Source organism: Paenibacillus glycanilyticus NBRC 16618, from assembly GCF_004000805.1.
Lineage (GTDB): Bacteria > Bacillota > Bacilli > Paenibacillales > Paenibacillaceae > Pristimantibacillus > Pristimantibacillus glycanilyticus.
Window position 1 is genome coordinate 14872 of record NZ_BILY01000010.1, and the last position, 26479, is coordinate 41350.

A 26479-nucleotide genomic window follows, 5' to 3' on the forward strand; every position below is an offset into this window, starting at 1 on the left:
AGATGGTTAGTGAAGTTAGACAAAAAGCAACGCTTGCTCAGGCCGCTGCCAGCATTATGAACAAAATGACGACCGAGCAGAAAAACACCGCTCTTACGGCGATGGCCGATGCCCTTATCGAGAATCAGGCTTCTATTATCGAAGCCAATAAAAAAGATCTGGAACGAGGCCGGGAAAACGGCACAAGCCCTTCCCTGCTGGACCGTCTCGCCTTGAACGAAAGCCGCGTTGCGGACATTGCCGAAGGTCTTCGCCAAGTTGTGGAGCTTCCGGATCCGGTGGGAGAGCTGCTTGAGCAATTCGACCGTCCTAACGGTCTTCGCGTAGAGAAAACGCGCGTGCCGCTTGGGGTTATCGGCATGATCTACGAAGCGCGTCCTAACGTTACCGTTGACGCTGTAGGCCTTTGCCTCAAAACCGGCAACTGCGTTGTGCTTCGCGGAGGCTCCGCCGCTCTGGACTCGAACCGCCGCATCGTTGAGGTGCTTAGGGAAGCGCTGGCTTCAACCGCTTTGCCTGAGGATGCGATTCAGCTGATTGAAGATTCGGACCGCGCTTCCGTTAACGAGATGCTTAAATTAAACGGATTGCTCGATGTTGTCATCCCGCGCGGCGGCGCAGCCCTGATCCGTAATGTAGTCGAAAACGCGACCGTGCCGGTTATCGAGACGGGTGCCGGCATCTGCCATACGTTCGTCGATGAGAGCGCGGATTACGACATGGCGGAACGAATCGCCTTCAACGCGAAGGTTCAGCGTCCTTCCGTCTGCAATTCGATGGAAACCCTGATTCTGCACGAAGCATTTGCAGAGAAACATCTTGAGCAAATCGCTGACCGCTTCCTTGCGGCAAACGTCGAGCTGCGCGGCGATAAACAAACGACGGAAAACATAACGCAAGCCAAGCTTGCCACTGAACAGGATTTTGCTACGGAATATAACGATTATGTTTTAAATATTCGTATTGTAGCAAACTTAGACGAGGCGCTTGATCACATTCGCAAATACAGCACGAAGCATTCGGAATGCATCGTAACGGAGAATGCCGGACATGCCGAGCGCTTCCTGAACGAGGTTGACGCGGCAGCGGTTTATCATAACGCTTCTACCCGCTTCACGGACGGCTTCGAATTCGGCTTTGGAGCGGAGATCGGAATCAGCACGCAAAAGCTGCATGCACGCGGACCAATGGGTCTGCCGGCTCTAACATCAACAAAATTCCGGGTTTACGGCAACGGTCAAATCCGCGGTTAAGATAGAGGAAAACAAGCTTGGAGGGTGAACGAAATGTTATCAATGGAACAAACAAATGCCGGGATAGACATTGAAGCTTTGAAAATCAGCTTCTACGGCGCGGGGTCGATGGCGGAAGCTATCGTACGCGGACTTATTAATCAAAAGCTGACAAAGCCGGAGCAAATCTCGATGCTGAACCGTCAGAACGCTGACCGTTTGAACGAGCTGAGCGAGAAGTATGGTATTCGGACGGTATTAAACGGCTCTACGAACGAGCAATTTATTCAGGATGCGGATATTATTTTCCTGGCGATGAAGCCTAAGGATGCCGTCAGCGCGATTTCGTCCATCAAACATCTCCTCTCGGAGAATCAGCTGATCGTCTCGGTTATCGCCGGTCTGTCGATCTCTTCCATCGAACGCGTGCTGGGCAGGTCCGCCGCCATCGTACGCACGATGCCCAATACTTCGAGCACAATCGGCCTGGGAGTAACGGGTATCAGCTACTCGGGCAGCGTAACGGAAGAACAGCGCAAGCTTGCGGAAACGATGTTCGCTTCGATCGGCATTAATGCGGTTGTCGAGGAATCGCTGCAGGATTCGATCGTTGGCGTGTCGGGCAGCGGCCCGGCATATGTATACTTCTTCATGGAAGCCATGATGCAAGCCGCGGAGAAGCTTGGCCTCCCTGCCGACCAAGCGAAGGAGCTGATCGTTCAGACCGTTCTTGGCGCTGCCGAGATGGTCAGAACAACCGGCGAAGAGCCTGCTGAGCTCCGCCGCAAGGTCACCTCCCCCAACGGTACGACGCAGGCTGCGATCGAATCCATGGCTGCTAGCGGGTTAACGGAAGCCGTCGTTCGCGGCATGCTGCGTTCGGCTGAACGCGCAGGCGAAATCGGATCGGATATTGAAAGGAGCACGTTGTCCTAATGAATCAAATGTGTGTCGCTACTTACCGCTGCTTTGACGAGAAAGCGGATTTCGATAAAAAAGCTTTGTCCATCGCCGTTGGCTTAACGGTTGGAAGCTGGACGGAGCTCCCTGAAGCTCGCAAAGCCGAGATGGAGAAGCATCTTGGCAAGGTATTGTCCGTAGAAGTCCATGAACAGGCGGGCAGCGAGCGTTTCGCGGATATCCGCATTGCGTACCCGGACATCAACTTCAGCCGCGATATTCCTGCCCTGCTCGTGACGATCTTCGGCAAGCTGTCCATGGACGGCAAAATCAAGCTCATTGATCTGGATGTCTCGGAGCAGTTCCAATCCGCCTTCCCTGGTCCCAAATACGGCCTGGAAGGCGTGCGTCAGCTTCTTGGCGTTCACGATCGCCCGCTCCTGATGAGTATCTTTAAATCCGTTGTTGGACATGATCTTCCGAACCTTCAGGAGCAGTTCTATAAGCAGGCGCTTGGCGGCGTCGACCTTATCAAGGATGACGAGATCCTGTTCGAGAACCCGCTTACGCCTCTGGAAAAGCGCGTGGAGGTTTGCATGGAGGCAGCCCGCAAAGCCCAGCAGGAAACCGGTCAAAAGTTGTTGTACGCGGTTAACCTGACAGGCCCTACCTCGCAGCTCGCAAGCCAAGCGCGCAAAGCTATCGCGGCTGGTGCAAACGCATTGCTGTTCAACGTATTGTCGTACGGCTACGACGTGCTGCACGAGCTGAGCAAGGATCCTGAGATTAATGTGCCGATCGCTGCGCATCCGGCAATGGCAGGCGCCTTTTATCCATCGCCGCATTACGGAATCAGCGCTTCCGTCCTGCTTGGCAAGCTGATGCGTCTGGCAGGCGCGGATCTTGTTCTCTTCCCTTCCCCTTACGGTTCAGTTGTGATGCCGAAGGAAGAGAACCTGGCGGTAAAAGACGCGCTTCTCGCGCCTTCGGATACGCTCCGGACCAGCTTCCCGGTACCGTCCGCCGGTATCCATCCCGGACTCGTTCCGCTTATTTTGCGCGACTTTGGCACGGACGTGGTCGTTAATGCCGGCGGCGGCATCCACGGCCATCCAATGGGCACGGCGGCAGGCGGCAAAGCTTTCCGCAGCGCGATCACGGCAGCTATGAACGGCGTACCGCTTCGCGAAGCAGCGGCGCAGCCGGGTAATGAGCCACTTCAAGCGGCTATTGACGCATGGGGGATTAAGGAATGACAACAGCCAAGAAACGCATCATCTTCTGCGACTTTGACGGAACCATCACCGTCAACGATAACATTGTAGCTATCATCAAGCATTTTAATCCGCCGGGATGGGAAGACATTGCAAACGCGGTTCTTTCCCAGAAAATTTCGATCCGCGACGGCGTTGGCCAGATGTTCCGCCTCCTCCCGACTTCCATTCAAAAGGAAGTTGTGGAGTATGGCATCAACAACGTGCAAATCCGTGACGGCTTTGCCGAGCTGCTCCAATATTGCAAGGACGAGCAGATCGAGTTCTACGTGACCAGCGGCGGCATCGACTTCTTCGTGTATCCGGTGCTTGCCCGGTTTGGCATTCCGGAGAATCATATCTACTGCAACGGCAGCGACTTCAGCGGCGAGCAGATCGAAATCACCTGGCCGCATCCCTGCGACGAGCATTGCACCAATGACTGCGGCATGTGCAAAACAACGATCATGCGTCGTTTCCCGGCAAGCGAATACGAGCGGATTATTATCGGCGACAGCGTAACCGACTTTGAAGGCGCCAAGCTGGCCGATACGGTCTTCTCCCGCCATCATTTGACGGATAAATGCAAGGAGCTTGGCCTCCCGCATACCGAATTTACTACCTTCCATGACATTGTGCATGAACTGAAAAAAGAAAGGATCGTTTAACATGGCTTTTACCGATATTAAGCTGGAACAAAAGCAGCAGGCGCTCGCCGAACTGCGCAGCGTTAAAGAACTGTTCGCCTCCCGCGGCTGGTTTGCCGGAACAAGCGGCAATCTCTCGGTTCGCGTAGGGGATTTCAACCCTGACGAATTCTACTTCGCCATTACGGCAAGCGGCAAGGATAAAACGGTACATACGCCGGAGGATTACTTGTTTGTCGACAAGGATGGCAAAGCTTGCGAAGCAACAAGCCTAAAGCCGTCTGCCGAAACGCTTATCCATAATGAGATCTACCGTTTAACGGGCGCAGGCGCTATTTTCCACGTTCACTCCGTGTACAGCGCCGTTATGTCCGAATGGTTCTGGGAACGCAGAGCCGTGCCTGTAGATGGGGTAGAACTGATCAAGGGCCTCAACATCTGGGAAGAGGAAGCACATATCGACATTCCGATCGTCTCCAACTTCGCTGAAATTCCTCGCATCGTACCGGAAGTGACGGAGCGGCTCGACAAGCGGATTCCGGGGATTATTCTCCGCAAGCACGGCATTTACGCATGGGGTGCGAACGCCTTTGAAGCAAAGCGCCATATCGAAGCGTTTGAGTTCCTGTTCGAATACGTGTACCGCTGGGAAATGCTGAACGGCCGTAAATGAACCGAAAAAGCTGGTCAACTCGCGTACTACGAGATTGACCAGCTTTTTTTTATTACTACTATGGAATTAATAAATGCGGGTTTCTTATACGATTTCTTCAACTGCGGCCAGTAATTCCTCCATCTTGAACAAGGAGCGCACTTCGAATTCGGCTTCCTCGAGATTGGCTCTGCCAGCCTTTTCATTCTCGATGACGCAAAGCACCTCTTTCAGCTCCGCATCGTGGTTCAGAAGGTCTGCTGCGCTTAAGAGCACCTGTCCGCCCGTAGTAATGACATCCTCGATAATGCAGACTTTTTTGCCCGTAATATCGATTCCTTCGGCCAATTTGCTTGTTCCGTATTCCTTCGCTCTCTTGCGGACGAAGACGACCGGAATGCCCGTTTTGAGGGAAAGCGCGGTGGCAATCGGAATACCGCCCATTTCAAGTCCGGCTAAAACTTCCGTTCCTTCCGGAACAAGGGGTGCAAGCTGTTCTGCGATCGCAGCCAGAAGCACGGGATTCGATTCGAACAAGTATTTATCGAAATAATGATTCGAGGTTTTACCTGAGCGAAGCTTGAATTCTCCCGTCAGTCGTGACGTTTGCATAATTTCTCTTGCAAGCTCTGTTTTGTTCATCTACAGTCCCCTTCTTCCTTAAAAGTGAATTACCCTAAACATACGCCGTTTGAAAGTTTAGCAAATCTTAAAGGAATTGTCTATGCGGCTTTAGAGAGTTTTTTAAATCGACGTCGATTGATAATCTTCCTTCAATAATTGCTTGGCGATATAAAATATCTGGCCCATATGCTCCGAATAATGCGCGGCGCATTGATGCAGCATATCGGCATTTGTGCGTTCCTTGCCGCGGACCTGCTGCGTTCGTTCCAGCTGCTCATCCGATAAGGAGGAAATAGTATCTATCACAAATTGTAGGCGCTGCCGTATGCTCCTTGACAGCTCTTCGCTCGTCGCGAACGTCGGCTTTAACTCCGCATTGCGATCTCTTACGATATCCTGATGGAGAATCCCTTTATTTACTCGTTCAAGCATATTGCCTTCCATATGCCTGATTAACGTCGCTATGGAATGGCTGTTAGGTCCCGGACTCCAATTGACCTGCCTATCATCCAGCTGATTAAGCGCTTTCAAAGTTCGCTTCTGTATCTCCTCGAACTTCCTGATCAACCACATTCGATTAAAATCATAGTCCATTATCGATTACCTCCGCCAAAAAAACTCCATCCCATCCGGGACGGAGTGTAGTTGAATAGGCTGCTAGTCGCCTTTCAGCATATTGAAGATAGCGCCTGCCGCGCATCCTTCTTCCTTGCCTCCCGTCCCGAATCCGGCGAATACGCGGCTCGCCAGCCTCTGAACGGCAAGGCTAAACGGTGCCCGGTCCTTCCAGCGTTGCGAAGAATAGTCCCTCTCCGATCGTCCACCCGCATGCATAAAAGCGAGACCGTTGCCTTCAAAAGCCCAGCCACTATAAAGTGTATATGCAATTCCCAGAAATGTCCATGAATTTTGGACACTCTACTTTTGTTGTGGCAGCCACTTTGCAGAGCATTCACTTACATACTATGCTACAAATTTAACAATAATAATAACTTATACTACATCCGAATACCTTTTTTGATGCTCCTGTCACCCAACAATAAATTAAAGGGCCGGAAAGTCCCTTCGGACTACCGACCGTTTAATTCAATTACTTTAGTATAGCAGCTACTATTAGGTCCTGTTCAGTCTCAGAGATTGATCGTCTATAATTCATTTCCTCTTCGCCAGCTGCTCTAATTTGCTGCACAACCAGAAATTTCAACTGCTCAATAGCTCTTTCTTTACCTATTGCTCGTACTTCATCAAGTTTCATTGAAGATTGAAACATATGTCTCCTCCAACTAAACCATCATTATAGCTATATTATAACGAACATGTGATCGTAATTTCAAGATTGGTTAACTAGAGTTCATGAAGGATTTAAGGATCAGGTCACTATCTTTATCAAGTTATTGTCATTTGCCCTGTTTTGTTGACTAAAGATAAATTTCCCTACCACGAAAGCAGCCGATCTCAAAGATCGGCTGCCTTTAACGTATGAGATTAGATGGTGAAAATCAACCTTACAGGTTGAGGCCACTCATCGCAGCTTCGGGATAACGCAAGCCAAAGGTCGTTCCTCGCGGAGCCGCTTCGTCGATGCGCACCAAGTCTGCTTCTGTTAACTCGACTGCAAGCGAGCCTACATTCTCCTCCAGGTATTTGATTCGCTTTGTACCAGGGATTGGCACGATATCGTCTCCCTGCTCCAGCAACCAGGCAAGCGCTAGCTGTGACGGCTCACAGCCCTTTTCGGCGGCCAGCTCGGAGACTCGTTCGACGAGATCCAGATTGAGCTGGAAGTTTTCTCCTTGGAAGCGAGGGGAGAATCGGCGGTAATCATCCTCCGCCAGATCCTCGAACTTGCGAATCTGTCCGGTCAGAAATCCGCGGCCAAGCGGGCTGTACGGCACGAAGCCGATGCCTAGCTCCCGACATACAGCCAAGATGTCGTCTTCGACGTCGCGACTCCACAGCGAATACTCCGTCTGCAGCGCGGCGATCGGATGCACGGCTGCCGCACGACGAATGGTAGCCGGAGCCGCCTCGGACATACCAAGGTATCGCACCTTGCCTTCGCGTACCAACTCGGCCATTGCGCCGATCGTCTCTTCGATCGGCGTGTTCGGATCGACTCTGTGCTGATAGTACAGATCAATATATTCGACGCCGAGACGACGCAGGCTTGCTTCGCAGGCGGCCTTGACGTATTCGGGACGGCCGTTGATACCTAGGTATTTGCCGTCCTCGCTACGCACGTTGCCAAACTTGGTCGCCACTACTACCTTGTCGCGGCGTCCCTTGAGTGCTTTGCCGACCAATTCTTCATTTTTGCCGACGCCATACATATCCGCGGTATCCAGCAGATTGATGCCTAGCTCCAATGCGCGGTCGATCGTGCGCAAGGATTCCTCGTCGTCCCTGCCGCTGTAAAAGTCGGACATTCCCATGCAGCCGAGTCCGAGCGCCGACACTTCAAGGCCACTCTTGCCTAACGTTCTTCTTTTCATATTCGGATTCGCCTCTCTCATTTCAGGTATGTTAAATCTTCGCCTTTATTATGCAACGATTGGTGCCTTACTAGGTAACCGATTCGTATCAAGTTATTGCCTAATCCTCCGACTGAACAGACGTGTGCAGGAGATCGGTGTTATAATGAACTTACCAAGAGGATAAACGATGGAGGAAGAAAATGCCGCAACCACAACTTGCAGTGCCGCTGATAGGAGACGATCAAGACAGGCAATCGTTCTTTTGTGGCCTTAAGTCAGCTGACACGCTCGCCGAGCTGGTCTGGTTGATCGAGCGTCATACGGGCAGAGACGGGATGTTCGGAACATCCGTGCCATTGCTGCATTTGATCCGCAGCTCAAAAACCACACTACCGGTCAATACGGTTTATGAGCCAGCAATCGTCATCGTCGCCAGAGGCACGAAGGTCGTTATGCTGGGAGGAGACAGCTTTACATATGGTCCCTCCTCGCATTTTGTCGTATCGGTCGATCTGCCGGTCACCTCACAACTTATTCAGGCTTCTCCCGAAGCGCCTTATTTGTGCATGCGGCTTGGTCTGGAACCCGCCCAGGTGCTGGAAGTGATGAAAGACGTGGAGCCGGAGGCGGAAGACGGCAGGGAGGCGAAGCGGGGCGCATTCGTCGACCAGACGAGTCCCGAGCTTCTGGATGCGGCGGTTCGGCTCGTCCGGCTGCTTGATACGCCTGGCGACATTCCTCATCTGGCGCCGCTGATCGTTCGCGAAATCTATTACCGTATAATGAAGGGAGGCCAAGGTGAAGCCTTTAAGCAGTTTGGCCTCGCAGGTAGCGGCATTAGTCGGATCGCCAGAGTCATTGCCCGCATCAAGCTGGATTATGCCCAGCCGCTTCATATCGACGAGCTCGCGAGAATGGCCCATATGGGTCCCTCGTCGCTGCACCGTCATTTCAAGGAAGTGACTGCACTGAGCCCGCTGCAGTACCTGAAGCGGATTCGCCTTCAAGAGGCGCGCCGCCTGCTGTTGGCCGAATCCCTCGATGCCGCCGATGCCGCTTACCGTGTCGGCTACGAGAGCCCCTCGCAGTTCAGCCGCGAATACGCAAGGCTGTTCGGTCTCCCGCCGATCAGTGATATTAAAAGGCTGCGAGAAGAGACGGCGCAGGAGATTGGTTGAGGTATTGTCGTCGTACGGATCTTTGGAATATGTATACTTTATTATATAGAGGCTTTCAATCCGGGAGGTGCTTGCAGCAATGCAAAATCAGCGATGGATCGCTTCCATCGCCAGCCTATCGTCTCCCGTTCAACCTCATTTCTTATCTTTGCTCCTCAAAACTTCTTGAGCCAGTTCCAGTGCAACTGCCAATTTAATGCGATCTTGCTTGGTTAATCCAATCCTGTATTCTGATAACATCATTGTTTCGATTATAGGCTCAATATTCAAATCATGACGGTTGGTCTCGACTATCGCCACTGTATCCGTATTTATGAGGTAAGTTATGATGTCCTCCCCTTGCTCTGGTATCCAATGGAGGCTATACGCTGTGAGTAGGTTAGGAAACTTATTCTGTAGTATCCTGAGCTTCGTAATAGCTTCGGGAACTTGAGAAAACAAAGCGTCATGTGAACACATAAGTTGACGCCTCATATCTTGTTCTGTTTTACTACCGATCAATTTCATTTTATCACCCTATAGGTTATCAATTTTAGTCACCTCACCATTTAACATAAGAGAACTCAGTCGATAGTTATGTGCGACTGAGTTTTTTAGCTAACGATACCATTAGCTCAAATAAGTATGTTTTCACCATTTATCACTATGTGTAGTCGCCTGCCTATTGCACCATAACTTGCTAGCCCAACAAAAGACGAATATTGGGGTTCAACAAATAGTAAATCACCATTAATATCATAGAATCTATCCTTATTTTCATAGTCATCAAAAAATCCATAATCAATTGATTTCTCAAAAGCCGTTACTTCCCCGTCCTTTGGCCTTTTTTTACTTTTATTCATGGGAATTAACTCAGTAAATGTATTATCTACGAATATTAATACACTTCCTTCTTTTGAATTGAGAATACCAGAAAATATGAAATGGAAATTATTTAAAAAGTATTCGCCATATTATTAAACTATCCTCCCGTTAGCGCAATGAAAATGGAGCAGCTGCGTATCGCAAACTGCCCCATGATTCATTGAGTTTTCGTTCCCTTTTAGCTTAACGAATGTTTTTCGTATACCTTTTTCCATGCGATTACACCATTCTCTCTTTCAAGAAACCTACATACCTATAAGTTATTAAATTCAATGCCCCGTAAAGGAATTCCACAAACGAATTCGTCAGGATCGTCGTACGAATGAAATTGGATACTCCTTAACGCCGAAGACGAACGAGCTTCGAATCGGCACCAAGTCGTTTCCGTCTGGCAGTTGGAACTGATCGAACCGATTCGTCAGCATTTGAAGCGCGATTTTGCCCTCCAATCGAGCGAGCGGCGCACCCAGGCAAAAATGAATGCCGAAGCCGAAGGACATATGTGGATTTGGCATTCGGCGAGGATCGAAACGGTCGGGAGCGGCAAAGACTGATTCGTCACGGTTCGCCGCTCCCACCCAGGCAATAATCTGGTCGCCCGCTTTGAATCGGTGCGAGCCGAGCTCGACATCCATAGTCGCGGTCCTTCCTATCGCAATAATCGGTGGGTAATACCGCAGCGTCTCTTCAATGAAGCCGGGGATTAATTCTGGACTCCGGTTCAACTCGTCTTGCAGCTCGGGCTGCTCGCACAGAACGCGCATTCCGTTCGCAATCAGATTGGTCGTCGTTTCGTTGCCGGCGGCCAGTAGCAGCACGCAAAAACTGATCACTTCATGTTCCGTCAGTTGGACCCCGTCAATTTTCGCAGCGAGCAAGGCCGAGATCAGATCATCCTTCGGCATTCTAGAGCGGACCTTAATCAGCTGCCCAAAATATTGGGCGAGCTCCTGCATCGCCTCCGTACGCTTCCGCATGATCGCCTCGTATGCTTCGGCAGACTCGTCCTCAGCGCTTTCGACGAGAATATCGGACCAGTGTTTGAAATGAGCCCGGTCCTCTGCTGGCGTTCCGAGCAGCTCGGCGATGACGATGACCGGCAGCGGAGTGGCGAAATCACTCACCAGATTCATATCCACTCCGTCTACGCCATCCAGAAGGTCCGCGGAAATCTCTTCAATACGCGGCACCAGCCCCTGAATCGCTTTCGGCGTAAACGCCTTATTGACGAGATCGCGCAGCTGCTTATGCTTGGGTGGATCGATGAACAGTAGATTTTGGCCTCCCGCGGCTCCTCTCACGGAAGAAAATGTTTTGGGATCCTTCAGGATGCGCTGGACTTCTCCATATGAGAAGACGTCCCAGCAATTTCGAACGCTATCGTACCGGACAGGGGTCTGCTGTCTTAGCTCCGATAATAGGCCGAAAGGAAACAATCGCTTCTCGATCGTGTTAAGTTCTGGCATGATCAGCATGTTTGCATATTTCTCGTTATTCAAGGTTCATCCTCCTTCGCTTCACTATCGTTACTTTACTCGTTTCTTCTGCAGGTAGGTCTCGGCTCATATAATCGTACAGTAATCGACTAGCATCGGCGACTGGCTAAAGATCGATTTACTGTATTAAGTTTCCTTCATAACTTTTCTTGAAAGGCAGATTACTCATAACTTCATAACTCTATAACAGTCGAGGTATCGATCCCGTCCGAAGAGAGATTGTAATAAATAAAAGCTGCAGCAGATCCTCTGACCTGCTGCAGCTTTATTGATTGCACTATAATCTCCCATCCATCGGTCTTGCTTAAGGTGAACCCACCATTAAGTCCTCTTCGTAAAAATCTGGAAGGTAACGCCGAATTTGTCGGTTACCATCCCGTACGCGGGACTGAAGTAGACCTCCTGCAGAGGGTGTTCGACCTGTCCGCCCTCTTTCAGCGCCTCATAATACTTCTGGGCCTGCTCTTTATCGGCGATGTTGATGCAGATGTTTACTTGCTTGCCCTGCGCGAACCGGACCCCCGGGTCTGTATCGGCGACATACAGATCCGTTCCTCCGATCTTCAGGACGGAATGGGCCACTCGGTCCCTCGCCTGCTCCGACACCTCTTGCCCAGATTCGCCGAAGGTCGTCTTGAATACCACCTTCGCTCCTAACGCTTGCTCGTAAAAGGCGATCGCCTCACGAGCGCCTCCATCCAGCATAATATACGGGATCAGTTGCACTTCCATAGTTATTCAGCTCCTTCAACCTTTAAGAGTGATCTTTCTCTGATAGTGTAACCGTTAATAGTGACAACTTCTGTCATAATCAGTAGTTTTTTATCAGGCCGAGGATTATTCCGGTAGCTTTAGCATACTTGGGGCCCATTGACAGCGTGTTGACAGCATTATCTTCAAAAAAAGGCCGGTACATTAAAACGTAACCGGAAAATTGACAGCCTATTTGTGAGGTAATGCACCTAACACCTTTTCTAAGTCCTCAGATGATAGCGTATGAATATCGATAAAAAGAATGGGAAGAACATCGCGCTTTGATAAAGCTTCGGCAGGAACTTGCTCCTTAGCTCGTTAAGCAGGATTGCGAGAATAACCGGTATTGTAATGTTCAACAGAATAAAAACGGCGTTATACAAAATCGTGTTGCGCGTGATGATCCAAGAGTCATTCGTTGCAAACAAAAATTTAAAATTAGAGAGTCCTGCCCAAGGACTGCCGAATATACCGTCCGTGTAATTCACGTTTTTGAAGGCAATCAGCAAACCAAACATCGGTACATAGTTGTTCATGAGCAGAATTATCGCGGCAGGAAGTACCATGACGTAAAGCTGCCAATAGCTTGAATAGCGTTTCAGTTTTTTTAGCATCGTCTCAAGTCACCTGTTTCTTTAGCATTTGACTTTATTATAGAAATCTCCATCGGCGTCTACTAACGCTCAGGTTACTAGGTATAGCAGTTTAATGACTCCTGGAAATGCAAAAAAGGACAATGCAAAGTTTGCATTGTCCTTTTTCCCAATTAAAAAAGAAAGCATGCGGCAATTCGCATGCTCTCCTTACGATCTATCCCAAAGCCCGAATCCAGACCGTCATTTCGCCTTTCTCTCGGTTGCCCCAGAGATAGTATGGTACAACCTTCAACTGAATGTGCTTTGAAGCGCTGCGCTGCTCATACGGACGATACGGCGTATCCTCCTGCCAGGAATCCTGTTCATCCAGCTGCCCCTCGGCTTCGATGACAACCGCTCCGCCCAGCAATTGATCATCAAAGCGAGAATGAAGCTCTCCCGTTGTAACGAGCGACACCGCGGCAAGCGGACTTCCGTTATCCGTTTCCTCCAAGCAATAAACAAGCGGGCCGCGCTCAATAGCCACCTTGCCGGCATTTGCGCGGATTTGAGGGTGCGCGGCTGTCAATTGAGCTTCAAGCGCCGGCTCCCATTCCGCAACGTCTCCCCGCTGCCAATTGCGGTTAACAACTGCGTACCCATTCTCTGCCTTGAATTCCTCCGCCTGGCCATTAATTTTCAGTACGGCCGTCCCCCTGCTCCAGGATGGAATCCGAAGGGCAAATGTAAACCGTGTTCCCGGAACATCGGTAAATTCGAATCGCGTGTACCCTTTCCACGGAAGCTGCGATTGCTGATTTAATGCAACGGAGCCTGCAGCGAGTTCAAATCGGGCTTCGCTGCCGATAAACAAATGGGTGTAAATCGTATTGTTCGCGGCAGATATCGTATAAATATAGTCATTCAAGGAGCTTAGCAGACGAGCCACGTTGGGAGGGCAGCAGGAGCAGCCAAACCATTTCTGACGCTCGGCCTTCACATGATGGCGGCCCGGATTTTTCTCGGAGGCTTGCGGCCATACTTCAAGCGGATTGACGTAGAAGTAATGCTTGCCGTCCTGCGACATGCTGCCTACCACGTTGTTATACAATGCTCTCTCCAGGACATCGGCGTATTCGCTTTTTGCTTCCAGCTTCAGCATCCGCTGCGCAAAGAAGATCAGGCCGATAGAGGCGCAGGTTTCCGCGTATACCGTATCGTTCGGCAAATCATAGTCAAAGGAGAATGCCTCGCCGTGATGCGTGGAACCGATGCCGCCGGTAATATACATTTGTTTTCGCGTCATGTTGTTCCATAACCGCTCGCAGGCTTCAAGGAGCTGCTTATCCCCGGTCAATCTCGCCAAATCCGCCATCGCGGTATACATATACACGGCGCGGACCGAGTGGCCCACCGCCGCTTCCTGCTCGCGGACCGGCTTATGCGCCTGGTTGTACGCTAATTGCGGCACGGTTGGAATCGGGCGTTTGCCTCCTGCCCACAAACTATAGCCGTCACGCTGCTTCCCTTCTTCGACCAGGAAATTCGGCTCCGCCCCGCGTTCGTCTATAAAGAACTGGGCCAGCTTCAAATAACGCTCTTCCCCTGTCGCCCGGTACAGCTTCACCAGCGCTAGTTCAATCTCCTGATGGCCGTCATAGCCTCTCAGCTTGCCTTCCTCCGCGCCGAAAACCTCGTCGATATTATCGGCGAACCGGCACATGACGTCCAGCAGCTTGCGTTTTCCCGTAGCGTCATAATAAGCAACCGCCGCTTCCATCATATGGCCCGCGCAATACAGCTCATGCGCCTCATACAGATTGGTCCACTGCTTGCCCGGATCTTTTATCGTGAAATACGTATTTAAATAGCCATTTTCATGCTGAGCCATCGCGATGAGATCAATCACTTCATCTGCGGTGCGCTCCAGCTCGGCATCGGGATGATTCGCCAAGGAATAACCTACCGCCTCCAGCCACTTCGCCACGTCGCTGTCCTGGAACACCATACCGCCGTAGGGATGCTCTTCAAGTCCCGCCGCGACACGGAAATTACGGATGGCATAGCTTGGCTCCGCATCCGCGATCCGGTCGTTTAACGCTTCCCATTGATAAGGAATGACGGTCTCGCGCACCAGCTCCGTAAAGCGGTTCCAAAAAGCATCCTCAATATGTACCTGACTGCTTCCCAGCTGCCTGTTAAGTTGCTTCGCCATGAACGTTCCTCCTGCTCGAATATAAAAGATTTGATTATTGCTGATTTCTAGTTTATTCTCGGGAAGACAAGGAAACTACAAGTAAAACGACCTTCTTTTTTATAAAATATAACACTGACGGGAGATGGGCTAACCACATGACTTACGTAACCCTGCAGCTTCCTCCTATGCCCTACTACATCGCAATCGGCCAGACCGTGTATAAGCCTGGAGAACAACATCCTCACCGCCGCAACCTTGGTTTGTTTGATCTCCTGTGGGTAACGAAAGGAACGTTATATATCGGGGAAGAAGACAAGCAGTGGGAAGTCAAAGCCGGTGAGGCGCTGCTGCTTCTGCCGGACCGCTATCATTATTCGACTAAGCCTTGCGACAGAGATACATCCTTTTATTGGATTCATTTCGACTTTAAAGGGGAATGGAAGGAGCATTCGTCGGAACCTTCTTCCCCACCTATGCCTTTGCGACAGGTTTGGGAAAACCCTTATTTTATCCAGATTCCCCAATATGCGGCGCCGCCTGAATTTACTCTTGCCGAGCGGCATCTCGTTCAGCTGTTAACCTACTCCAACGAGCATCAACGAGGCGTTTATTGGCACGAACATCAACTCTTTATCGAGCTGCTTGGCTTACTGGAGGAACGGCGGGATCGCGCGAATACGGATTCTCCGGCCATGAAGCTCGCCAGCAAGACGGAAGCCTATATCCGGCAGCATTATCAATCGGAGCTGACCAACGCGATCTTGGCGGAGGCGCTTCATTTTCATCCCAATTACATCGTCAGGTGCATGAAAGAAATCTATCACTGCTCCCCCATGGACTATTTGCACCAATATCGGCTGGAGCAAGCCAAGCTGCTTCTCGTAAAGACCGAATGGTCCATCTCGGTTATCGCCGATAAGACGGGCTTCCGCCATGCGCCATACTTTTCTAATTGCTTTCGGGCATACGCAGGCACATCGCCCCTGAAATACAGGAAGCAGTTCTCGCGATAACGGAACGGAATGAAAAAGCCTTGTACTCCGCATTAGGAAGTACAAGGCTTTCGTATAATCGATATAAGTGCTATCCGCGTGGTCCACGGAACTTCTGGGAATGGGCTCTTGCCTCATCCACGTTCGTCACCCGGTTTCGGCCCCACTCGATCAGAATCCGGTCGATATAACGGAAATTCAGCTTACCTGCAAAGACGGCTTCCTTCAAGGCAAACCGGATCAGTTCATCAGCGTAACGGTCCTGATCGAGCCATCCGGATATCGTCTCGCATTCCATCGGCGATAATAAACGTCCGAATTCCTGTTCGAACACGGAGAAAATGTTGCCCGGATCCGTGGCCCGCTTCACCGTGCGCCGCTCCGCTCTCCGCGTCTCCCGCTTCTCTTCAGCCGCCCATTCTGCAGCCTTCAGCAGCCATCCGCTCCAATTATATTGCTCGGATTGAATTCCGGTCACCGGATCAATCCGCTCGTCGATGGTCAAGAAACCTTCTTTCATCAGACGGCCAATCGTCTGCTCAATGGTTCTGGTCGTAGAGCCGGTACGTTCCGCCAGCTGCTCCATTGTGGGGAATTCAATCCCTTCCGATTCTCCGAACAGCATAAGCTGCAGCAGCAGCATGGCTTCCGTATCGGATAAATTCAATTGGCGGTAAGACCGTAGAAGAAGCGCGGATACATGCACGCCCCCTTCATTCATGACGGCCGCCATCCCCCGCGAATAGGCCTTCCACATGTCCTCATTGCTCATGCAACCGATCCCTCCGCTACCTTAACTACTGCTATTCTTATTTCGACTCGCCTTTCACAATCGCATACGTGTCGCGGGCGATTAGAAGCTCCTCGTTAGTCGGTACAACCAGCACCTTCACGCGGGAAGCATCCGTCGAAATCTCGCGTACTTCCTTGCTGCGAATATTGTTGCGTTCTTCATCCAGTTCAACGCCCAGGAACGAGATGCCTTCGCATACCGCCTTGCGCAGAACGTTCGAGTTCTCGCCAACCCCTGCCGTAAACAGGATAACGTCAACGCCGTTCATCGCTGCCGCGTAAGCGCCGATATATTTGCGGACGCGGTACGTATACATATCGAAAGCCAGCTTGGCGTTGGCGTCGCCTTCGCCCATTGCTTCCACGATTTCGCGCATATCGCTGCTGATGCCGGAGATCGCAAGCATGCCGCTGTGTTTATTCAGCATCGAATTCACTTCGCTTAGCGTCAGTTCTTCTTTGTTCATCACGTACGGAACAATGGCCGGATCCAGGTCACCGCTGCGGGTACCCATCATCAAGCCTTCCAGCGGCGTCATCCCCATGCTGGTGTCGAACGACTTGCCGTCCAGAATGGCCGTTGCGCTTGCTCCGTTGCCGATATGGCAGGAGATCATCTTCAGCGACTCCAGCGGCTTGCCAAGGAACTTGGCAGCCTTCCGGCTGACATATTGATGCGATGTTCCGTGGAAGCCGTAACGACGCACTTTATGGCGGCGGTACAACACTCTAGGAATAGGATACAAGTAGGAAGTATTAGGCATGGTCTGATGGAAGGCGGTATCGAATACGACCACCTGCGGAACGTTAGGCATATTGGCTTCCACCGCGTTGATGCCCATCATATGCGCAGGATTATGAAGCGGAGCAAGATCGAACAGCTTTTTGATTTCTTGCTTCACTTCAGCCGTTACAAGCGCCGAGCTTTTGAACACTTCGCCGCCGTGCACGATCCGGTGCCCAACCGCGTCGATCTCTCCCATCGAAGCTACTACGCCATGCTCGGGATGCGTCAGCATGTCGATCACTTTTTTAACCGCCGTGATGTGGTCAAGAATCTCGCTTACTTGCGTCACGTCCGGCTTGCCTGGAGGTTCGTGGGTCACAATCGAGGAATCCATTCCGATTCTCTCTACGCGCCCGCTCGCAAGCACCGTCTCATTCTCCATATTATAAAGCTGATATTTCAGCGAAGAGCTTCCTGCATTGATTACGAGTACTTTCATCTAGATACGGTCCCCATCCTTGTCATATTTGAAAAATCCGACGCCCGATTTCACGCCGAGATGTCCACCGCGCACCATCTTCTTCAGGACGATGGACGGACGGTATTTCAATTCCCCGTACTCGCGGAACATCCGGTCAAGGGCAGCAAGGACGGAGTCTAAGCCAAAGCGGTCCGCCATCTCGAAAGGTCCGCTCTGGAACGAATAGCCGATACGCATCGCATTGTCGATATCCTCGGCCGATGCTACGCCTTCCTCGAGAACATGCAGCGCTTCGTTAATGAAGAGGCAGATCAGACGGGTTGTTACAAAACCTGGCGACTCGAACACCATGATTCCTTTTTTCTGAATCACCTCATCCACGAATTCCTTCGTTGCGTCAAACGTGGCATCGGAGGTTTTCAGGCCGCGGACAATTTCAACCAGGTCGATCTTGGATACCGGATAAATAAAGTGAAGGCCGATAACGCGCTCCGGATGGACGGTTACGCTTGCCAGCTCGGTTAAGCTAAGCGTGGAGGTATTGCTGGCAATAATGACGTTATCGTCGCAAATCTCGTCCAGCTTCTTGATGACCTGCTTTTTGCTTTCCAAATCCTCGGTGATAGATTCAATAACCAGCTCGCAGGAAGTCAGGTCCTCATAGCTCGTGCATGTATGGATACGATTCAGAATCAGTTTTTTCTCAGCCTGCGTCAGAGCCCATTTCTCAATCTGCTTATCCAGGTTGAGTTCGATCATCTGCATACCGTATGTTAAGCGTTCCTCCGAGCTTTCGATTACATACACATCCAGCCCTTTAGATGCGAGCATTTCCGCAATTCCTTGCCCCATTGTACCGGCGCCGATAACGCCAACTTTTTTAATTGCCATAATTCTGTAAATTCTCTCCTCGTATGTTTTCTCTCTTTTTGGGTGTGATTGAGAATAATTCTCTCTACCTCGCATCCATTATACCCTTTTTTAGTCAAAGAATGAAGGTGGAAGGATGAACGGATCTTGAACACCTCATGAACAACAAATGAACGATTTATGCGCTTTTCGATTTTGTTGCCTTTACACCAAAAAATGAACGGCAGTTTAACATGAACTGCCGTTCATTACGGTATACCACTATTATGCGCTTTGGGACAACCGGCTCAGAAGAGCACGGAAATCGTCGCCGCCAAGCGTTTCTTCCTTGATCAGCACATCCAGGGATTGAACAAATACTTCGCGTTTTGCTTCCAGCATCGCTTTTGTCTTGCCCATCAGCTCATCCAGGATGGAACGGGTAATGTTCGCCCATTTGTCCGGCGTCATCATGTTGGCGTCAATGATGCCAAGCTCCGTAAGTCCCGATTCCACCATCGTGCGAACGATATTCATCGCTTGATCGAAGTCGCCTCGGGAGCCGGTGCTTCGTCCGCCGTAGAAAATCTCTTCGGCGGCTGCGCCGCCAAGCGCGATCATAATCTGGCTTTCCAAGAACTCTTTCGTGTACAGGTAGCGGTCCTGCTGCGGGTTATGACGGACATAACCAAGCGCTTGACCACGCGGCGACAAAGCCACCTGAGATACGCTTCCCGGCCGAACCAGCTCTGCGGATATAGCATGACCAAGTTCGTGCAGGGCAACACGTTCACGCTCTTCCGCCGTAGCCTCGCGGTCCGTTTTCTCGCCCATCATAACTTTATCGATGGCCATCGCCAAATGCTGCTCCAGAATCGTCCCGCTCTGCTCGCGCATCGCGTAGATTGCGCCTTCGTTCATGACGCTTTCCAGCTGGGCACCGGAGAAGCCGAACGATTCGGATGCGATTCGTTCCAGGTCAACCGACTCATCAAGCGGTTTATTGGCCGCATGCAGACGCAAAATATGAAGGCGTCCTTTCTTGTCCGGCAGATCCACGCCGATATGGCGGTCGAAACGCCCTGGACGGAGAAGCGCGCTGTCCAGCATCTCTTTGCGGTTCGTTGCGGCAATAATCAGGATACGCGGCGCCTCGTCGGAATGAATGCCGTCCATTTCGGTAAGCAGCTGGTTCAGCGTCTGATCGTATTCCCGATGCTGCCCGCCGTCCCGCTTGCCTCCGATAACATCAATCTCGTCGATAAAAATAACGGCGCTTTTCTTGCCTGCTTTTCTTGCTTTCTCGCGAGCTTCTTTGAACAAATCTCGGATACGTCCCGCACCTACGCCCACATACATCTCGACGAATTCACTGCCCGAGGCAGCCAGGTAGATGGAATCCGTATAATGGGCCGCTGCCTTCGCAAGCAGCGTCTTACCTGTGCCCGGAGGGCCTGTAAGGAGAATCCCTTTCATCGGGCGAATGCCAAGCTTCGCAATCTCGTCTTGTTTAACCAGGAAGTCCAAAGCTTCGGTAAGCTCTTGCTTGGCTCTGTCTTGACCGCCAATCTGATCAAAACTGATGGATACCGCGTGAATCTGCTTGCTGCGCTTAGACCCCGGCAGAGCGGTCATACGTCCTTTGCCTCCGCGCGATGCAAACCAGACTCCCCCCGCCAAACAAGCAAGCAGCAAGACAGGGAAAATATTAACTCCTCTGAAAGCAAGGAAAACAACTGTCATCAGAACAAAGCCTGCCGTAATCTCAATCCAATATTTACGCATTAGCCGACACCTCCAGCATAGCAGGAGTGCGTGGAAGCACTACATACTTCGTCGAGTTACCATCCTTCAGCGTAATGTACACATTGTTATCGTCAAGCGCGGTTTCGAATGTAATGCCGGCGTGATTTGCGGTTGCTTTCTGAAGAGCAATCGGAATCTCCGAGTAGTTTTTCTTTTCCATCGCTTCAGCCACATTAAACAGAACCGAAGACCACACCTTCTCTAATTGATCGCTTGGCGCTTGATTCGTAATGTCGAGCGACAGCTCGCGGCTGCCAATCGCTTCTTTGCCTTCTTTGGAAATGGATTCGTAAACGTCTTTCAAATTCGCATCCGGCTTAAGGGTTACCTGCACCGAAACGCGGTCTTGATCTATAGTAGGAGCATTCGCCGAAGCAATGCCTTCAATTTGTCCAATAGACTTCTGGAAAGGAGACACAACGGCGAACTGCTTATATAACATCCATCCACCGAATAGCAGCAAGGCTGTAGCTACAGCGGAAAGCACGAACGGGACAATACGAAGTTTCATAGTTGGTTTCCTCCTCTATATCTGTTATATAGCAACACTAACGTATATCAACTCTGCCATACGAAAGTATATCATATAACGACATCAAAGAGGCGGTGTAAAAACAGGAAGCGGAGCCAGTCGCGTTATTGCGGCTAGCTCGCTGTTTTGGCGGGAAGATGATATTCGGTCACGTAAGCACCGCTGCGGAAATCATAGAAATCGTAGCTGTATTTCTCGGGATTCTTGCCTTGCGAATAGAATACTTCCCAAACGAGCTGGCCGTTTAAAGTTCCCGGCTGAATGCGTTTGACCGCCGCATCGGGTTTCTTCTGCAAGACGGCTTGCTTAATGGCATCTTTATCCGTTGCTTCGGAGGCTTTGACCGTTTGAACGGTCTTGTCCGGACCGATCAGCCATACGTAAATTTCTTCTTTCGCGTCATTCTCGCCCTTCACGATCCACGATGTCGTATCCCAAACCTGCTTCGTGATGGATGATACCTCGGTCAGGCCGGCTGCTTCCTTTGCCTCTTTCCGGATCGGATTCTCCGAATTCCAGAACGGCTGCTGAATGGTGTTGTAGTACATAATGACTACCGCAATGACAGCAACCAGAGCGACAAGGAAAACAGCCAGCCAGCGCTTCGGACTCATCACCGGCTGACGTTTTCTAGTTGTCGCTCTCATTATGCGTTGAGCAGCCGTTCAAAGCTGGCCTGTGCCTCGTAACGGATTTTTTCCTCGTCCATCATCGTGCATTCGCCGTTATGAACAACCTTTTTGCCGTCTACCCATACATGCTTGACGTCCCGGCCGGATCCGGAATAAACAAGGTGGGATACGATATCCGTAAGCGGATAGTAATGGGGCTGTTCCAGGTCAATCGCGATAAAATCGGCTTTCATTCCTTCCGCAAGCTGCCCGATGCTGCCTTCCTGCCAGATCGAACGGGCACCGTAGACGGTTCCCATTCGCAATGCTTCCATCGCCGGAATGACGGTCGGATCGCCTGAGATTCCTTTATGGAGCAACGCCGCAAATTTAATCTCTTTGAACAGGTCCAGGTTGTTGTTGCTTGCTACGCTGTCCGTCCCAAGCGACACCGTCACGCCTGCGCGAAGAAGCTCGGGAACGCGGGCCACGCCGCTTGCCAGCTTGAGGTTGCTGACAGGGTTATGGGATACGGCAACGTTGCGCTCGGCCAGCAGGGCAATCTCTTCATCGTTCAGATGCACGGCATGCGCAACAAGCGCCGGCCGCGAGAAGAAACCAAGCTTGTCCAGATGTTCAACCGGACGGGAACCGTAATCGCGTACATTTTGCTCCACTTCGGCAAGCGTCTCTGACATATGGGTATGAACCGGCAGATCGTAATCATGGGCTGCCTGCACAAACTTCTCAATATAATCAGGAGGGCAAGTGTAAGGAGCATGCGGAGAGATCATCGTTGTGATTCGGCCGTCCGCCTTACCGTTCCAGTCACGGGCAAAAGCAATCGCTTCCTTCAGCTTCGCCTGTTGAATCTCCTCCGGGCACAATCCGATTACGCCGCGGGTCAAAGCACCCCGGATTCCCGATTGCTCCACCATTTGCGCAACCTGATCCATGCGATCGTACATATCGACGAAAGCGGTCGTTCCCGTCTTCAGCATCTCCACGATCGCAAGCGCGCTGCCCGCACGCGTATCCTGGTCGACGTATTTGGCTTCCATCGGCCACATCTTCTGCTCCAGCCATACCTGCAGATTCTGGTCGTCCGAATAACCGCGAAGCAGCGACATGGCGGCATGGCCATGCGTATTAATAAGTCCAGGCATAAATGCCAGCTTGCTGCCGTCGATGCGCTCAACCTGCTCATCCAGGCCAGTTGGAGCCTCCGCTCCGATATATGTAATTCGGTTGTCCGTAACGACCATATGGCCACGGAAAACCTCATTAGCATCGTTCATTGTTACAAACAGGCCGTTCTCAATCCACAACTGCGCCATTTTCCTGCTCATTCCTTTCCTTCTCCAAATAATAAGCCAAGCTGAGCAACTCTCTCGTAAAGTCCGCATGGTGAATGCGGATATGCTCGGGCAAACGCAAAATCGCCGGAGCGAAATTCAGGATGCCCTCGATTCCTGCCTCCACGAATTGATTGGCCACGTTTTGCGCTTCCGGACCCGGGACCGTAATAATGCCAATCCGGATATTGTTCTCCTGAACGGTCTCCTTCAGCTTATCCATTGGCAGAATGGTCAAATTGTTGATCATCGTGCCTATCTTGTTCTGATGGTCATCGAAGACCGCGACAATTTTCATGTTGTCCTTGGAGTACTTATTGTAGTTGCACAAGGCATGTCCGAGATTGCCGGCGCCAACAAGCGCAACGTTAATCCGCTGGTCGAGCTTCAGAATCTGCTGAATTTTCTCGATCAGGTAAGAGACGTCGTAACCGATGCCTTTACGGCCGAAGTCCCCGAAATAGGCAAGATCCTTTCGGATTTGAGCTGGATTAAGGTCCAGCTTAAGCCCTAGCTCCTGCGACGAAACCGTCTGCACTTCACGGTTATACAATTCGTTCAGCACCTGCAGGTAGATGGGAAGCCGTCTCACAACGGCCTCCGATATTTTCGCCTGCTTCACCCGATTTCCTCCTCTTCCGTTTGCAGCCATTCCCGCATCCGCGGTACCATCTGGTCGATATGCATCGTTTCGATCTTCGGACCGGGCAGCGAATAGAGGAAGTGCTTGCCGTAATACGTATCAATGACGCGCGTGTCGTAGATAATAACAATTCCTTTGTCCTTCGCCGTCCGTACAAGTCTGCCAAAGCCTTGCTTAAAACGGATAACCGCTTGCGGAATGGACAGCTTCATGAAAGGATTCTGCTTCTGCTTCTGCAAGAGCTCCGACTTCGCTTCAACAAGCGGATGATTAGGCGGCTGAAACGGCAGGCGGACGATAGCCAGGCAAGTCAGTGCTTCGCCCGGAATGTCCACCCCTTCCCAGAAGCTGCTTGTGCCAAGCAGAACCGTCTCCGGCTGCTGGGTGAAACGTCTCGTCAGCTTCGTCCGGTTGCCGCTGTCAATGCCTTGGCCGAGCACTTGAATACCGGAGCCGGCCAAAGCTTCCTTAAGCGGCTCGTAGACCTGCTTCAACATCCGGTAAGAAGTGAACAGCACAAGCATGCGGCCTTTTGTCTCAACCGCTGAGTCGGCAAGCGAGCTTACCAGCATCGAGATGAATTGAGGGTCGCCCGCCGAACCCTTCAGGGTCGGGAAATTACGCGGGATAATAACCAATGCTTGCTCCCGGTAATTAAAGGGCGACGGAAGCTGCACGGTTTTCAGCCGGTTATTTTCTTCAAAGCCTTCCAGCCCAAGCTGCTCTTCCGCATATTGGAACGATTTATGAACGGACAAGGTTGCGGATGTAAGAATAATGCTGTCCTTCACGTCAAAGAAATATTGTTGAAGCTGCTTGCTTACGTCGATCGGTACCGCGTACAAATGAACGGAACGGTATCGGTATGTCGTGCTTGCCTCAATCCAATAGACTTCCGAGTTCTGCTCCATCTTAAGGAACGTTCGGAGATCATCCTTGACCCGGGTCAAATCACGGACTACGCCGTTTAAATCCGTAATCAGTCCCTGTATCGATTGATCGTCAAGCCGGTCCTTGATATCCGATGCCATCTTATCCACCGTCTTCACAACGCGGCTTAGCTCGGTATGCACATTGTTCTCAATCGTCAGAACGTCGTCCCAGCCCTTTGGCGGGGTATCGCTGCGCAAACGGCATACAGCCTGACCGTTATCATTGCCGGCCTCTCCCGACTCTCCCACAAAGGCATACAGCAGCTCAAATAGCTTATCCCAATGCTCCTTCACGTCTTGGAACACGGGAATAACCGTATCGATCGTCTCCGTCCATGCCTGAACCCGTTCGTCATCCTCCTGTTGAAGACGAAGTCTGAGCGCCGGAAGCAGACCGGAACGGGCATCTTTAAACAGCCTTGTTGTCTGGTGCGTCAAGGAGAAATAATTTAATTGCATGCCAAGATGCTTGCCCGCCACTTCTTCCACGTGATGCGCTTCATCAATAATCAGGTGGCTGTAGCTTGGCAGCAGACGGTGATCCGCTTGAACATCCGTAAACAGCATGGAATGATTCGTAATACATACATCTGCAATATTGGATTCATGCTTGGCGCGGTGGTAATAGCAGCGCTTAAACCACGGACATTGACGGTTAAGGCAAGAATCCGCGTCGCTTGCCACGGTAGACCAGAAATCTGCGCCTTTATTGCCGAAGTTCAGTTCCTCCTGATCGCCGGTTTCCGTTTCGCTAAGCCAAACGACCATTTGCGATGCCGTGATGGCATCATCAATGGGAGCAACTAGATCCTTCGCATTGATTTTACTTTCAAATTTCCGCAGACACAAATAATTGCCCCTGCCTTTGAAGATTGAAGCACGGAAATCAAAAGGTAAAATCTCGCGAAGCAGCGGTACGTCCCGCTGACGAAGCTGTTCCTGCAGATTAATCGTATGAGTGCTGACCACGATTTTGCTTTCCTGTTGAATGCCGTAATAAAGCGCCGGAATCAAATAACCTAGCGATTTGCCTGTGCCCGTGCCCGCTTCGATCAGCAAATGGCGGTCATTGCACAAGGAATCGTAAACCTCTCGGAACATCGTTGTTTGCGCTTCACGCTCTTCGTAATTCGGATACTTCTCCATAAAGCGCTGCCGGATACCGTCCAAATATTGCTCGAAGGACACGTCTTTAAGCGGATCCTCCTCCTGGTCGGCGCGGGCAGGCTGCTCGTCGGTCCATTCCCCGGCTTTGAGGGCAAATTGATTGAAATATTGATAAGCATTCATGTCGATAGAGGTATGAAGCTCGGCATATTTCAACGTCTCGGCCATAAACCAGCTCAGATCGCTCCCGTTGTCTATAAGAAAGGATAGCCGCTGCAAAGTAAGCAGCGGCAACTGTCTGAGCTTTTGTACGGATTGTGCAAATAATTCGGCGGTCGCTACCGCGTCGCTGTCGGCACGGTGATGCTGATCATGCGCAATGCCGAACAGCTCGGTTACGGCGCCCAGCTGGTATGTCGTTATCGACGGATACAAAATTCTTAGCAGCTCAATCGTATCCAGCCGCCGTCCGATAAACGGATGGTAGCCGCAACGGTCAAGCGCCTGATTCAAAAATCCGGCGTCGAAGTTAACGTTGTGAGCGACCAGCACGGCATCCTCCAAATGAGGGATGAGCTGCAGAAGCACCTCATCCAATTCCGGAGCATCCGCCACCATAGCGGCGTCGATGCCGGTCAGCTGCGTAATAAATGCCGGAATTTCTATTGTAGGGCGTACAAAGGAGCTGTAGGTTTCAACGATTTCGAGGTTGTCGTTCAGCACGGCCAAACCCACCTGCAAAATATCGTCGCTGACGCTATGTCCTGTCGTTTCCAAATCCAATACTGCGAATTTCATTACGTTTCT

General features: G+C 51.1%; 26 protein-coding genes and 1 pseudogene. 7 read left to right on the forward strand and 20 right to left on the reverse strand.

The features are described from left to right. Window positions 1–2 precede the first annotated feature (2 nt). The 5 genes from PGL01S_RS09900 to mtnB are packed head-to-tail and all read left to right on the forward strand — an operon-like array spanning window position 3 to window position 4705. Window positions 3–1253 (forward strand): glutamate-5-semialdehyde dehydrogenase, encoded by a 1251-nt coding sequence (locus PGL01S_RS09900; RefSeq protein WP_127494036.1) that lies wholly within the window; start codon window positions 3–5, stop codon window positions 1251–1253. Window positions 1254–1286: 33 nt separating this feature from the next. Next, a complete protein-coding gene (gene proC, locus PGL01S_RS09905) occupies window positions 1287–2168 on the forward strand; it encodes a pyrroline-5-carboxylate reductase (protein WP_127494038.1) in 882 nt (293 codons plus the stop codon). Next, window positions 2168–3388, forward strand: coding sequence for a 2,3-diketo-5-methylthiopentyl-1-phosphate enolase (locus PGL01S_RS09910; protein WP_127494040.1), 1221 nt, complete (start codon window positions 2168–2170; stop codon window positions 3386–3388). The genes proC and PGL01S_RS09910 overlap by 1 nt, the downstream gene beginning before the upstream one ends. Next, on the forward strand, window positions 3385–4053 hold the full coding sequence (locus tag PGL01S_RS09915; protein ID WP_127494042.1) for a 2-hydroxy-3-keto-5-methylthiopentenyl-1-phosphate phosphatase: 669 nt from the start codon (window positions 3385–3387) through the stop codon (window positions 4051–4053). Before PGL01S_RS09910 ends, PGL01S_RS09915 begins: the two co-directional genes overlap by 4 nt. 1 nt (window position 4054) lies before the next feature. Then, window positions 4055–4705 carry a methylthioribulose 1-phosphate dehydratase gene (gene mtnB / locus PGL01S_RS09920; RefSeq protein WP_127494044.1) on the forward strand — a complete coding sequence of 217 codons (651 nt, stop codon included), beginning with the start codon at window positions 4055–4057 and terminating at the stop codon, window positions 4703–4705. An 84-nt stretch (window positions 4706–4789) separates the two neighbouring features. Here mtnB and pyrE read toward each other — a convergent pair whose 3' ends face one another. From pyrE to PGL01S_RS09945, 5 genes and pseudogenes are all read right to left on the reverse strand, one after another. Then, complete coding sequence (pyrE, locus tag PGL01S_RS09925; RefSeq protein ID WP_127494046.1) at window positions 4790–5326, reverse strand: orotate phosphoribosyltransferase; 537 nt, start codon at window positions 5324–5326, stop codon at window positions 4790–4792. Window positions 5327–5428: 102 nt separating this feature from the next. After that, window positions 5429–5902 carry a DinB family protein gene (locus tag PGL01S_RS09930; protein ID WP_127494048.1) on the reverse strand — a complete coding sequence of 158 codons (474 nt, stop codon included), beginning with the start codon at window positions 5900–5902 and terminating at the stop codon, window positions 5429–5431. Window positions 5903–5965: 63 nt separating this feature from the next. Then, window positions 5966–6122, reverse strand: a pseudogene (locus PGL01S_RS09935) (TIGR00266 family protein); the annotation flags it as partial. 276 nt (window positions 6123–6398) lie between these two features. Beyond that, on the reverse strand, window positions 6399–6578 hold the full coding sequence (locus tag PGL01S_RS09940; protein WP_127494050.1) for a hypothetical protein: 180 nt from the start codon (window positions 6576–6578) through the stop codon (window positions 6399–6401). 235 nt (window positions 6579–6813) lie between these two features. After that, window positions 6814–7800, reverse strand: coding sequence for an aldo/keto reductase (locus tag PGL01S_RS09945; RefSeq protein ID WP_127494052.1), 987 nt, complete (start codon window positions 7798–7800; stop codon window positions 6814–6816). 182 nt (window positions 7801–7982) lie between these two features. On the opposite strand from PGL01S_RS09945, the gene PGL01S_RS09950 reads away from it, so the two are divergent. Continuing rightward, window positions 7983–8960, forward strand: coding sequence for an AraC family transcriptional regulator (locus PGL01S_RS09950; protein WP_127494054.1), 978 nt, complete (start codon window positions 7983–7985; stop codon window positions 8958–8960). Window positions 8961–9095: 135 nt separating this feature from the next. On the opposite strand, the gene PGL01S_RS09955 is transcribed toward PGL01S_RS09950, so the two are convergent. The 6 genes from PGL01S_RS09955 to PGL01S_RS09980 form a co-directional block, all read right to left on the reverse strand. Further along, window positions 9096–9467: a hypothetical protein gene (locus PGL01S_RS09955; RefSeq protein WP_174806544.1), complete on the reverse strand. Its 372-nt coding sequence runs from the start codon at window positions 9465–9467 to the stop codon at window positions 9096–9098. A 107-nt stretch (window positions 9468–9574) separates the two neighbouring features. Continuing rightward, window positions 9575–9802, reverse strand: coding sequence for a hypothetical protein (locus PGL01S_RS09960; RefSeq protein ID WP_127494056.1), 228 nt, complete (start codon window positions 9800–9802; stop codon window positions 9575–9577). Between the two features lie 327 nt (window positions 9803–10129). After that, complete coding sequence (locus PGL01S_RS09965; RefSeq protein ID WP_127494402.1) at window positions 10130–11299, reverse strand: cytochrome P450; 1170 nt, start codon at window positions 11297–11299, stop codon at window positions 10130–10132. 342 nt (window positions 11300–11641) lie between these two features. Then, window positions 11642–12052: a VOC family protein gene (locus tag PGL01S_RS09970; protein ID WP_127494058.1), complete on the reverse strand. Its 411-nt coding sequence runs from the start codon at window positions 12050–12052 to the stop codon at window positions 11642–11644. 242 nt (window positions 12053–12294) lie between these two features. Then, the gene (locus PGL01S_RS09975; protein WP_127494060.1) at window positions 12295–12687 is read right to left on the reverse strand and encodes an ABC transporter permease family protein; all 393 of its coding nucleotides are present in this window, start codon (window positions 12685–12687) and stop codon (window positions 12295–12297) included. Between the two features lie 196 nt (window positions 12688–12883). Continuing rightward, complete coding sequence (locus PGL01S_RS09980; protein WP_127494062.1) at window positions 12884–14863, reverse strand: glycoside hydrolase family 127 protein; 1980 nt, start codon at window positions 14861–14863, stop codon at window positions 12884–12886. Between the two features lie 137 nt (window positions 14864–15000). On the opposite strand from PGL01S_RS09980, the gene PGL01S_RS09985 reads away from it, so the two are divergent. Further along, on the forward strand, window positions 15001–15858 hold the full coding sequence (locus PGL01S_RS09985) for an AraC family transcriptional regulator (RefSeq protein ID WP_127494064.1): 858 nt from the start codon (window positions 15001–15003) through the stop codon (window positions 15856–15858). A gap of 70 nt (window positions 15859–15928) precedes the next feature. On the opposite strand, the gene PGL01S_RS09990 is transcribed toward PGL01S_RS09985, so the two are convergent. The 9 genes from PGL01S_RS09990 to dinG all read right to left on the reverse strand — a co-directional run bounded on the left by PGL01S_RS09990 (window position 15929) and on the right by dinG (window position 26470). Beyond that, window positions 15929–16609, reverse strand: a complete 681-nt coding sequence (locus PGL01S_RS09990) for a DnaD domain-containing protein (protein WP_127494066.1) — start codon at window positions 16607–16609, stop codon at window positions 15929–15931. A 37-nt stretch (window positions 16610–16646) separates the two neighbouring features. Next, a complete protein-coding gene (locus PGL01S_RS09995; RefSeq protein ID WP_127494068.1) occupies window positions 16647–17855 on the reverse strand; it encodes an acetate/propionate family kinase in 1209 nt (402 codons plus the stop codon). Further along, window positions 17856–18728 carry a 3-hydroxyacyl-CoA dehydrogenase family protein gene (locus tag PGL01S_RS10000; RefSeq protein ID WP_127494070.1) on the reverse strand — a complete coding sequence of 291 codons (873 nt, stop codon included), beginning with the start codon at window positions 18726–18728 and terminating at the stop codon, window positions 17856–17858. A gap of 243 nt (window positions 18729–18971) precedes the next feature. Beyond that, complete coding sequence (locus PGL01S_RS10005; RefSeq protein ID WP_127494072.1) at window positions 18972–20471, reverse strand: AAA family ATPase; 1500 nt, start codon at window positions 20469–20471, stop codon at window positions 18972–18974. After that, window positions 20464–21003: a hypothetical protein gene (locus PGL01S_RS10010; RefSeq protein ID WP_127494074.1), complete on the reverse strand. Its 540-nt coding sequence runs from the start codon at window positions 21001–21003 to the stop codon at window positions 20464–20466. Before PGL01S_RS10010 ends, PGL01S_RS10005 begins: the two co-directional genes overlap by 8 nt. 134 nt (window positions 21004–21137) lie before the next feature. After that, window positions 21138–21671, reverse strand: coding sequence for a cell wall elongation regulator TseB-like domain-containing protein (locus PGL01S_RS10015; RefSeq protein ID WP_127494076.1), 534 nt, complete (start codon window positions 21669–21671; stop codon window positions 21138–21140). Continuing rightward, entirely contained in the window at window positions 21671–22984 is a 1314-nt protein-coding gene (locus PGL01S_RS10020) for an amidohydrolase (protein WP_127494078.1), read from the reverse strand. The genes PGL01S_RS10015 and PGL01S_RS10020 overlap by 1 nt, the downstream gene beginning before the upstream one ends. Beyond that, complete coding sequence (locus PGL01S_RS10025) at window positions 22953–23612, reverse strand: redox-sensing transcriptional repressor Rex (protein WP_127494080.1); 660 nt, start codon at window positions 23610–23612, stop codon at window positions 22953–22955. Before PGL01S_RS10025 ends, PGL01S_RS10020 begins: the two co-directional genes overlap by 32 nt. Then, a complete protein-coding gene (dinG, locus tag PGL01S_RS10030) occupies window positions 23609–26470 on the reverse strand; it encodes an ATP-dependent DNA helicase DinG (protein WP_127494082.1) in 2862 nt (953 codons plus the stop codon). The genes PGL01S_RS10025 and dinG overlap by 4 nt, the downstream gene beginning before the upstream one ends. Window positions 26471–26479: the final 9 nt, after the last annotated feature.

Excerpts from the sequence above, each read along its gene's own strand:
- PGL01S_RS09900 (WP_127494036.1), top strand. The coding sequence starts at position 3 with ATGGTTAGTGAAGTTAGACAAAAAGCAACGCTTGCTCAGGCCGCTGCC.
- PGL01S_RS09955 (WP_174806544.1), bottom strand. The coding sequence starts at position 9,467 with ATGAAATTGATCGGTAGTAAAACAGAACAAGATATGAGGCGTCAACTT.
- dinG (WP_127494082.1), bottom strand. The coding sequence starts at position 26,470 with ATGAAATTCGCAGTATTGGATTTGGAAACGACAGGACATAGCGTCAGC.
- pyrE (WP_127494046.1), bottom strand. The coding sequence starts at position 5,326 with ATGAACAAAACAGAGCTTGCAAGAGAAATTATGCAAACGTCACGACTG.
- PGL01S_RS09980 (WP_127494062.1), bottom strand. The coding sequence starts at position 14,863 with ATGGCGAAGCAACTTAACAGGCAGCTGGGAAGCAGTCAGGTACATATT.
- proC (WP_127494038.1), top strand. The coding sequence starts at position 1,287 with ATGTTATCAATGGAACAAACAAATGCCGGGATAGACATTGAAGCTTTG.
- PGL01S_RS09965 (WP_127494402.1), bottom strand. The coding sequence starts at position 11,299 with ATGCTGATCATGCCAGAACTTAACACGATCGAGAAGCGATTGTTTCCT.
- PGL01S_RS09950 (WP_127494054.1), top strand. The coding sequence starts at position 7,983 with ATGCCGCAACCACAACTTGCAGTGCCGCTGATAGGAGACGATCAAGAC.
- PGL01S_RS10010 (WP_127494074.1), bottom strand. The coding sequence starts at position 21,003 with ATGAAACTTCGTATTGTCCCGTTCGTGCTTTCCGCTGTAGCTACAGCC.
- PGL01S_RS09930 (WP_127494048.1), bottom strand. The coding sequence starts at position 5,902 with ATGGACTATGATTTTAATCGAATGTGGTTGATCAGGAAGTTCGAGGAG.
- PGL01S_RS09985 (WP_127494064.1), top strand. The coding sequence starts at position 15,001 with ATGACTTACGTAACCCTGCAGCTTCCTCCTATGCCCTACTACATCGCA.
- PGL01S_RS09910 (WP_127494040.1), top strand. The coding sequence starts at position 2,168 with ATGAATCAAATGTGTGTCGCTACTTACCGCTGCTTTGACGAGAAAGCG.
- PGL01S_RS09990 (WP_127494066.1), bottom strand. The coding sequence starts at position 16,609 with ATGAGCAATGAGGACATGTGGAAGGCCTATTCGCGGGGGATGGCGGCC.
- PGL01S_RS09960 (WP_127494056.1), bottom strand. The coding sequence starts at position 9,802 with ATGAATAAAAGTAAAAAAAGGCCAAAGGACGGGGAAGTAACGGCTTTT.
- PGL01S_RS09940 (WP_127494050.1), bottom strand. The coding sequence starts at position 6,578 with ATGTTTCAATCTTCAATGAAACTTGATGAAGTACGAGCAATAGGTAAA.
- PGL01S_RS09970 (WP_127494058.1), bottom strand. The coding sequence starts at position 12,052 with ATGGAAGTGCAACTGATCCCGTATATTATGCTGGATGGAGGCGCTCGT.
- PGL01S_RS09915 (WP_127494042.1), top strand. The coding sequence starts at position 3,385 with ATGACAACAGCCAAGAAACGCATCATCTTCTGCGACTTTGACGGAACC.
- PGL01S_RS10005 (WP_127494072.1), bottom strand. The coding sequence starts at position 20,471 with ATGCGTAAATATTGGATTGAGATTACGGCAGGCTTTGTTCTGATGACA.
- PGL01S_RS10015 (WP_127494076.1), bottom strand. The coding sequence starts at position 21,671 with ATGAGAGCGACAACTAGAAAACGTCAGCCGGTGATGAGTCCGAAGCGC.
- PGL01S_RS10000 (WP_127494070.1), bottom strand. The coding sequence starts at position 18,728 with ATGGCAATTAAAAAAGTTGGCGTTATCGGCGCCGGTACAATGGGGCAA.
- PGL01S_RS09975 (WP_127494060.1), bottom strand. The coding sequence starts at position 12,687 with ATGCTAAAAAAACTGAAACGCTATTCAAGCTATTGGCAGCTTTACGTC.
- PGL01S_RS09945 (WP_127494052.1), bottom strand. The coding sequence starts at position 7,800 with ATGAAAAGAAGAACGTTAGGCAAGAGTGGCCTTGAAGTGTCGGCGCTC.
- mtnB (WP_127494044.1), top strand. The coding sequence starts at position 4,055 with ATGGCTTTTACCGATATTAAGCTGGAACAAAAGCAGCAGGCGCTCGCC.
- PGL01S_RS09995 (WP_127494068.1), bottom strand. The coding sequence starts at position 17,855 with ATGAAAGTACTCGTAATCAATGCAGGAAGCTCTTCGCTGAAATATCAG.
- PGL01S_RS10020 (WP_127494078.1), bottom strand. The coding sequence starts at position 22,984 with ATGAGCAGGAAAATGGCGCAGTTGTGGATTGAGAACGGCCTGTTTGTA.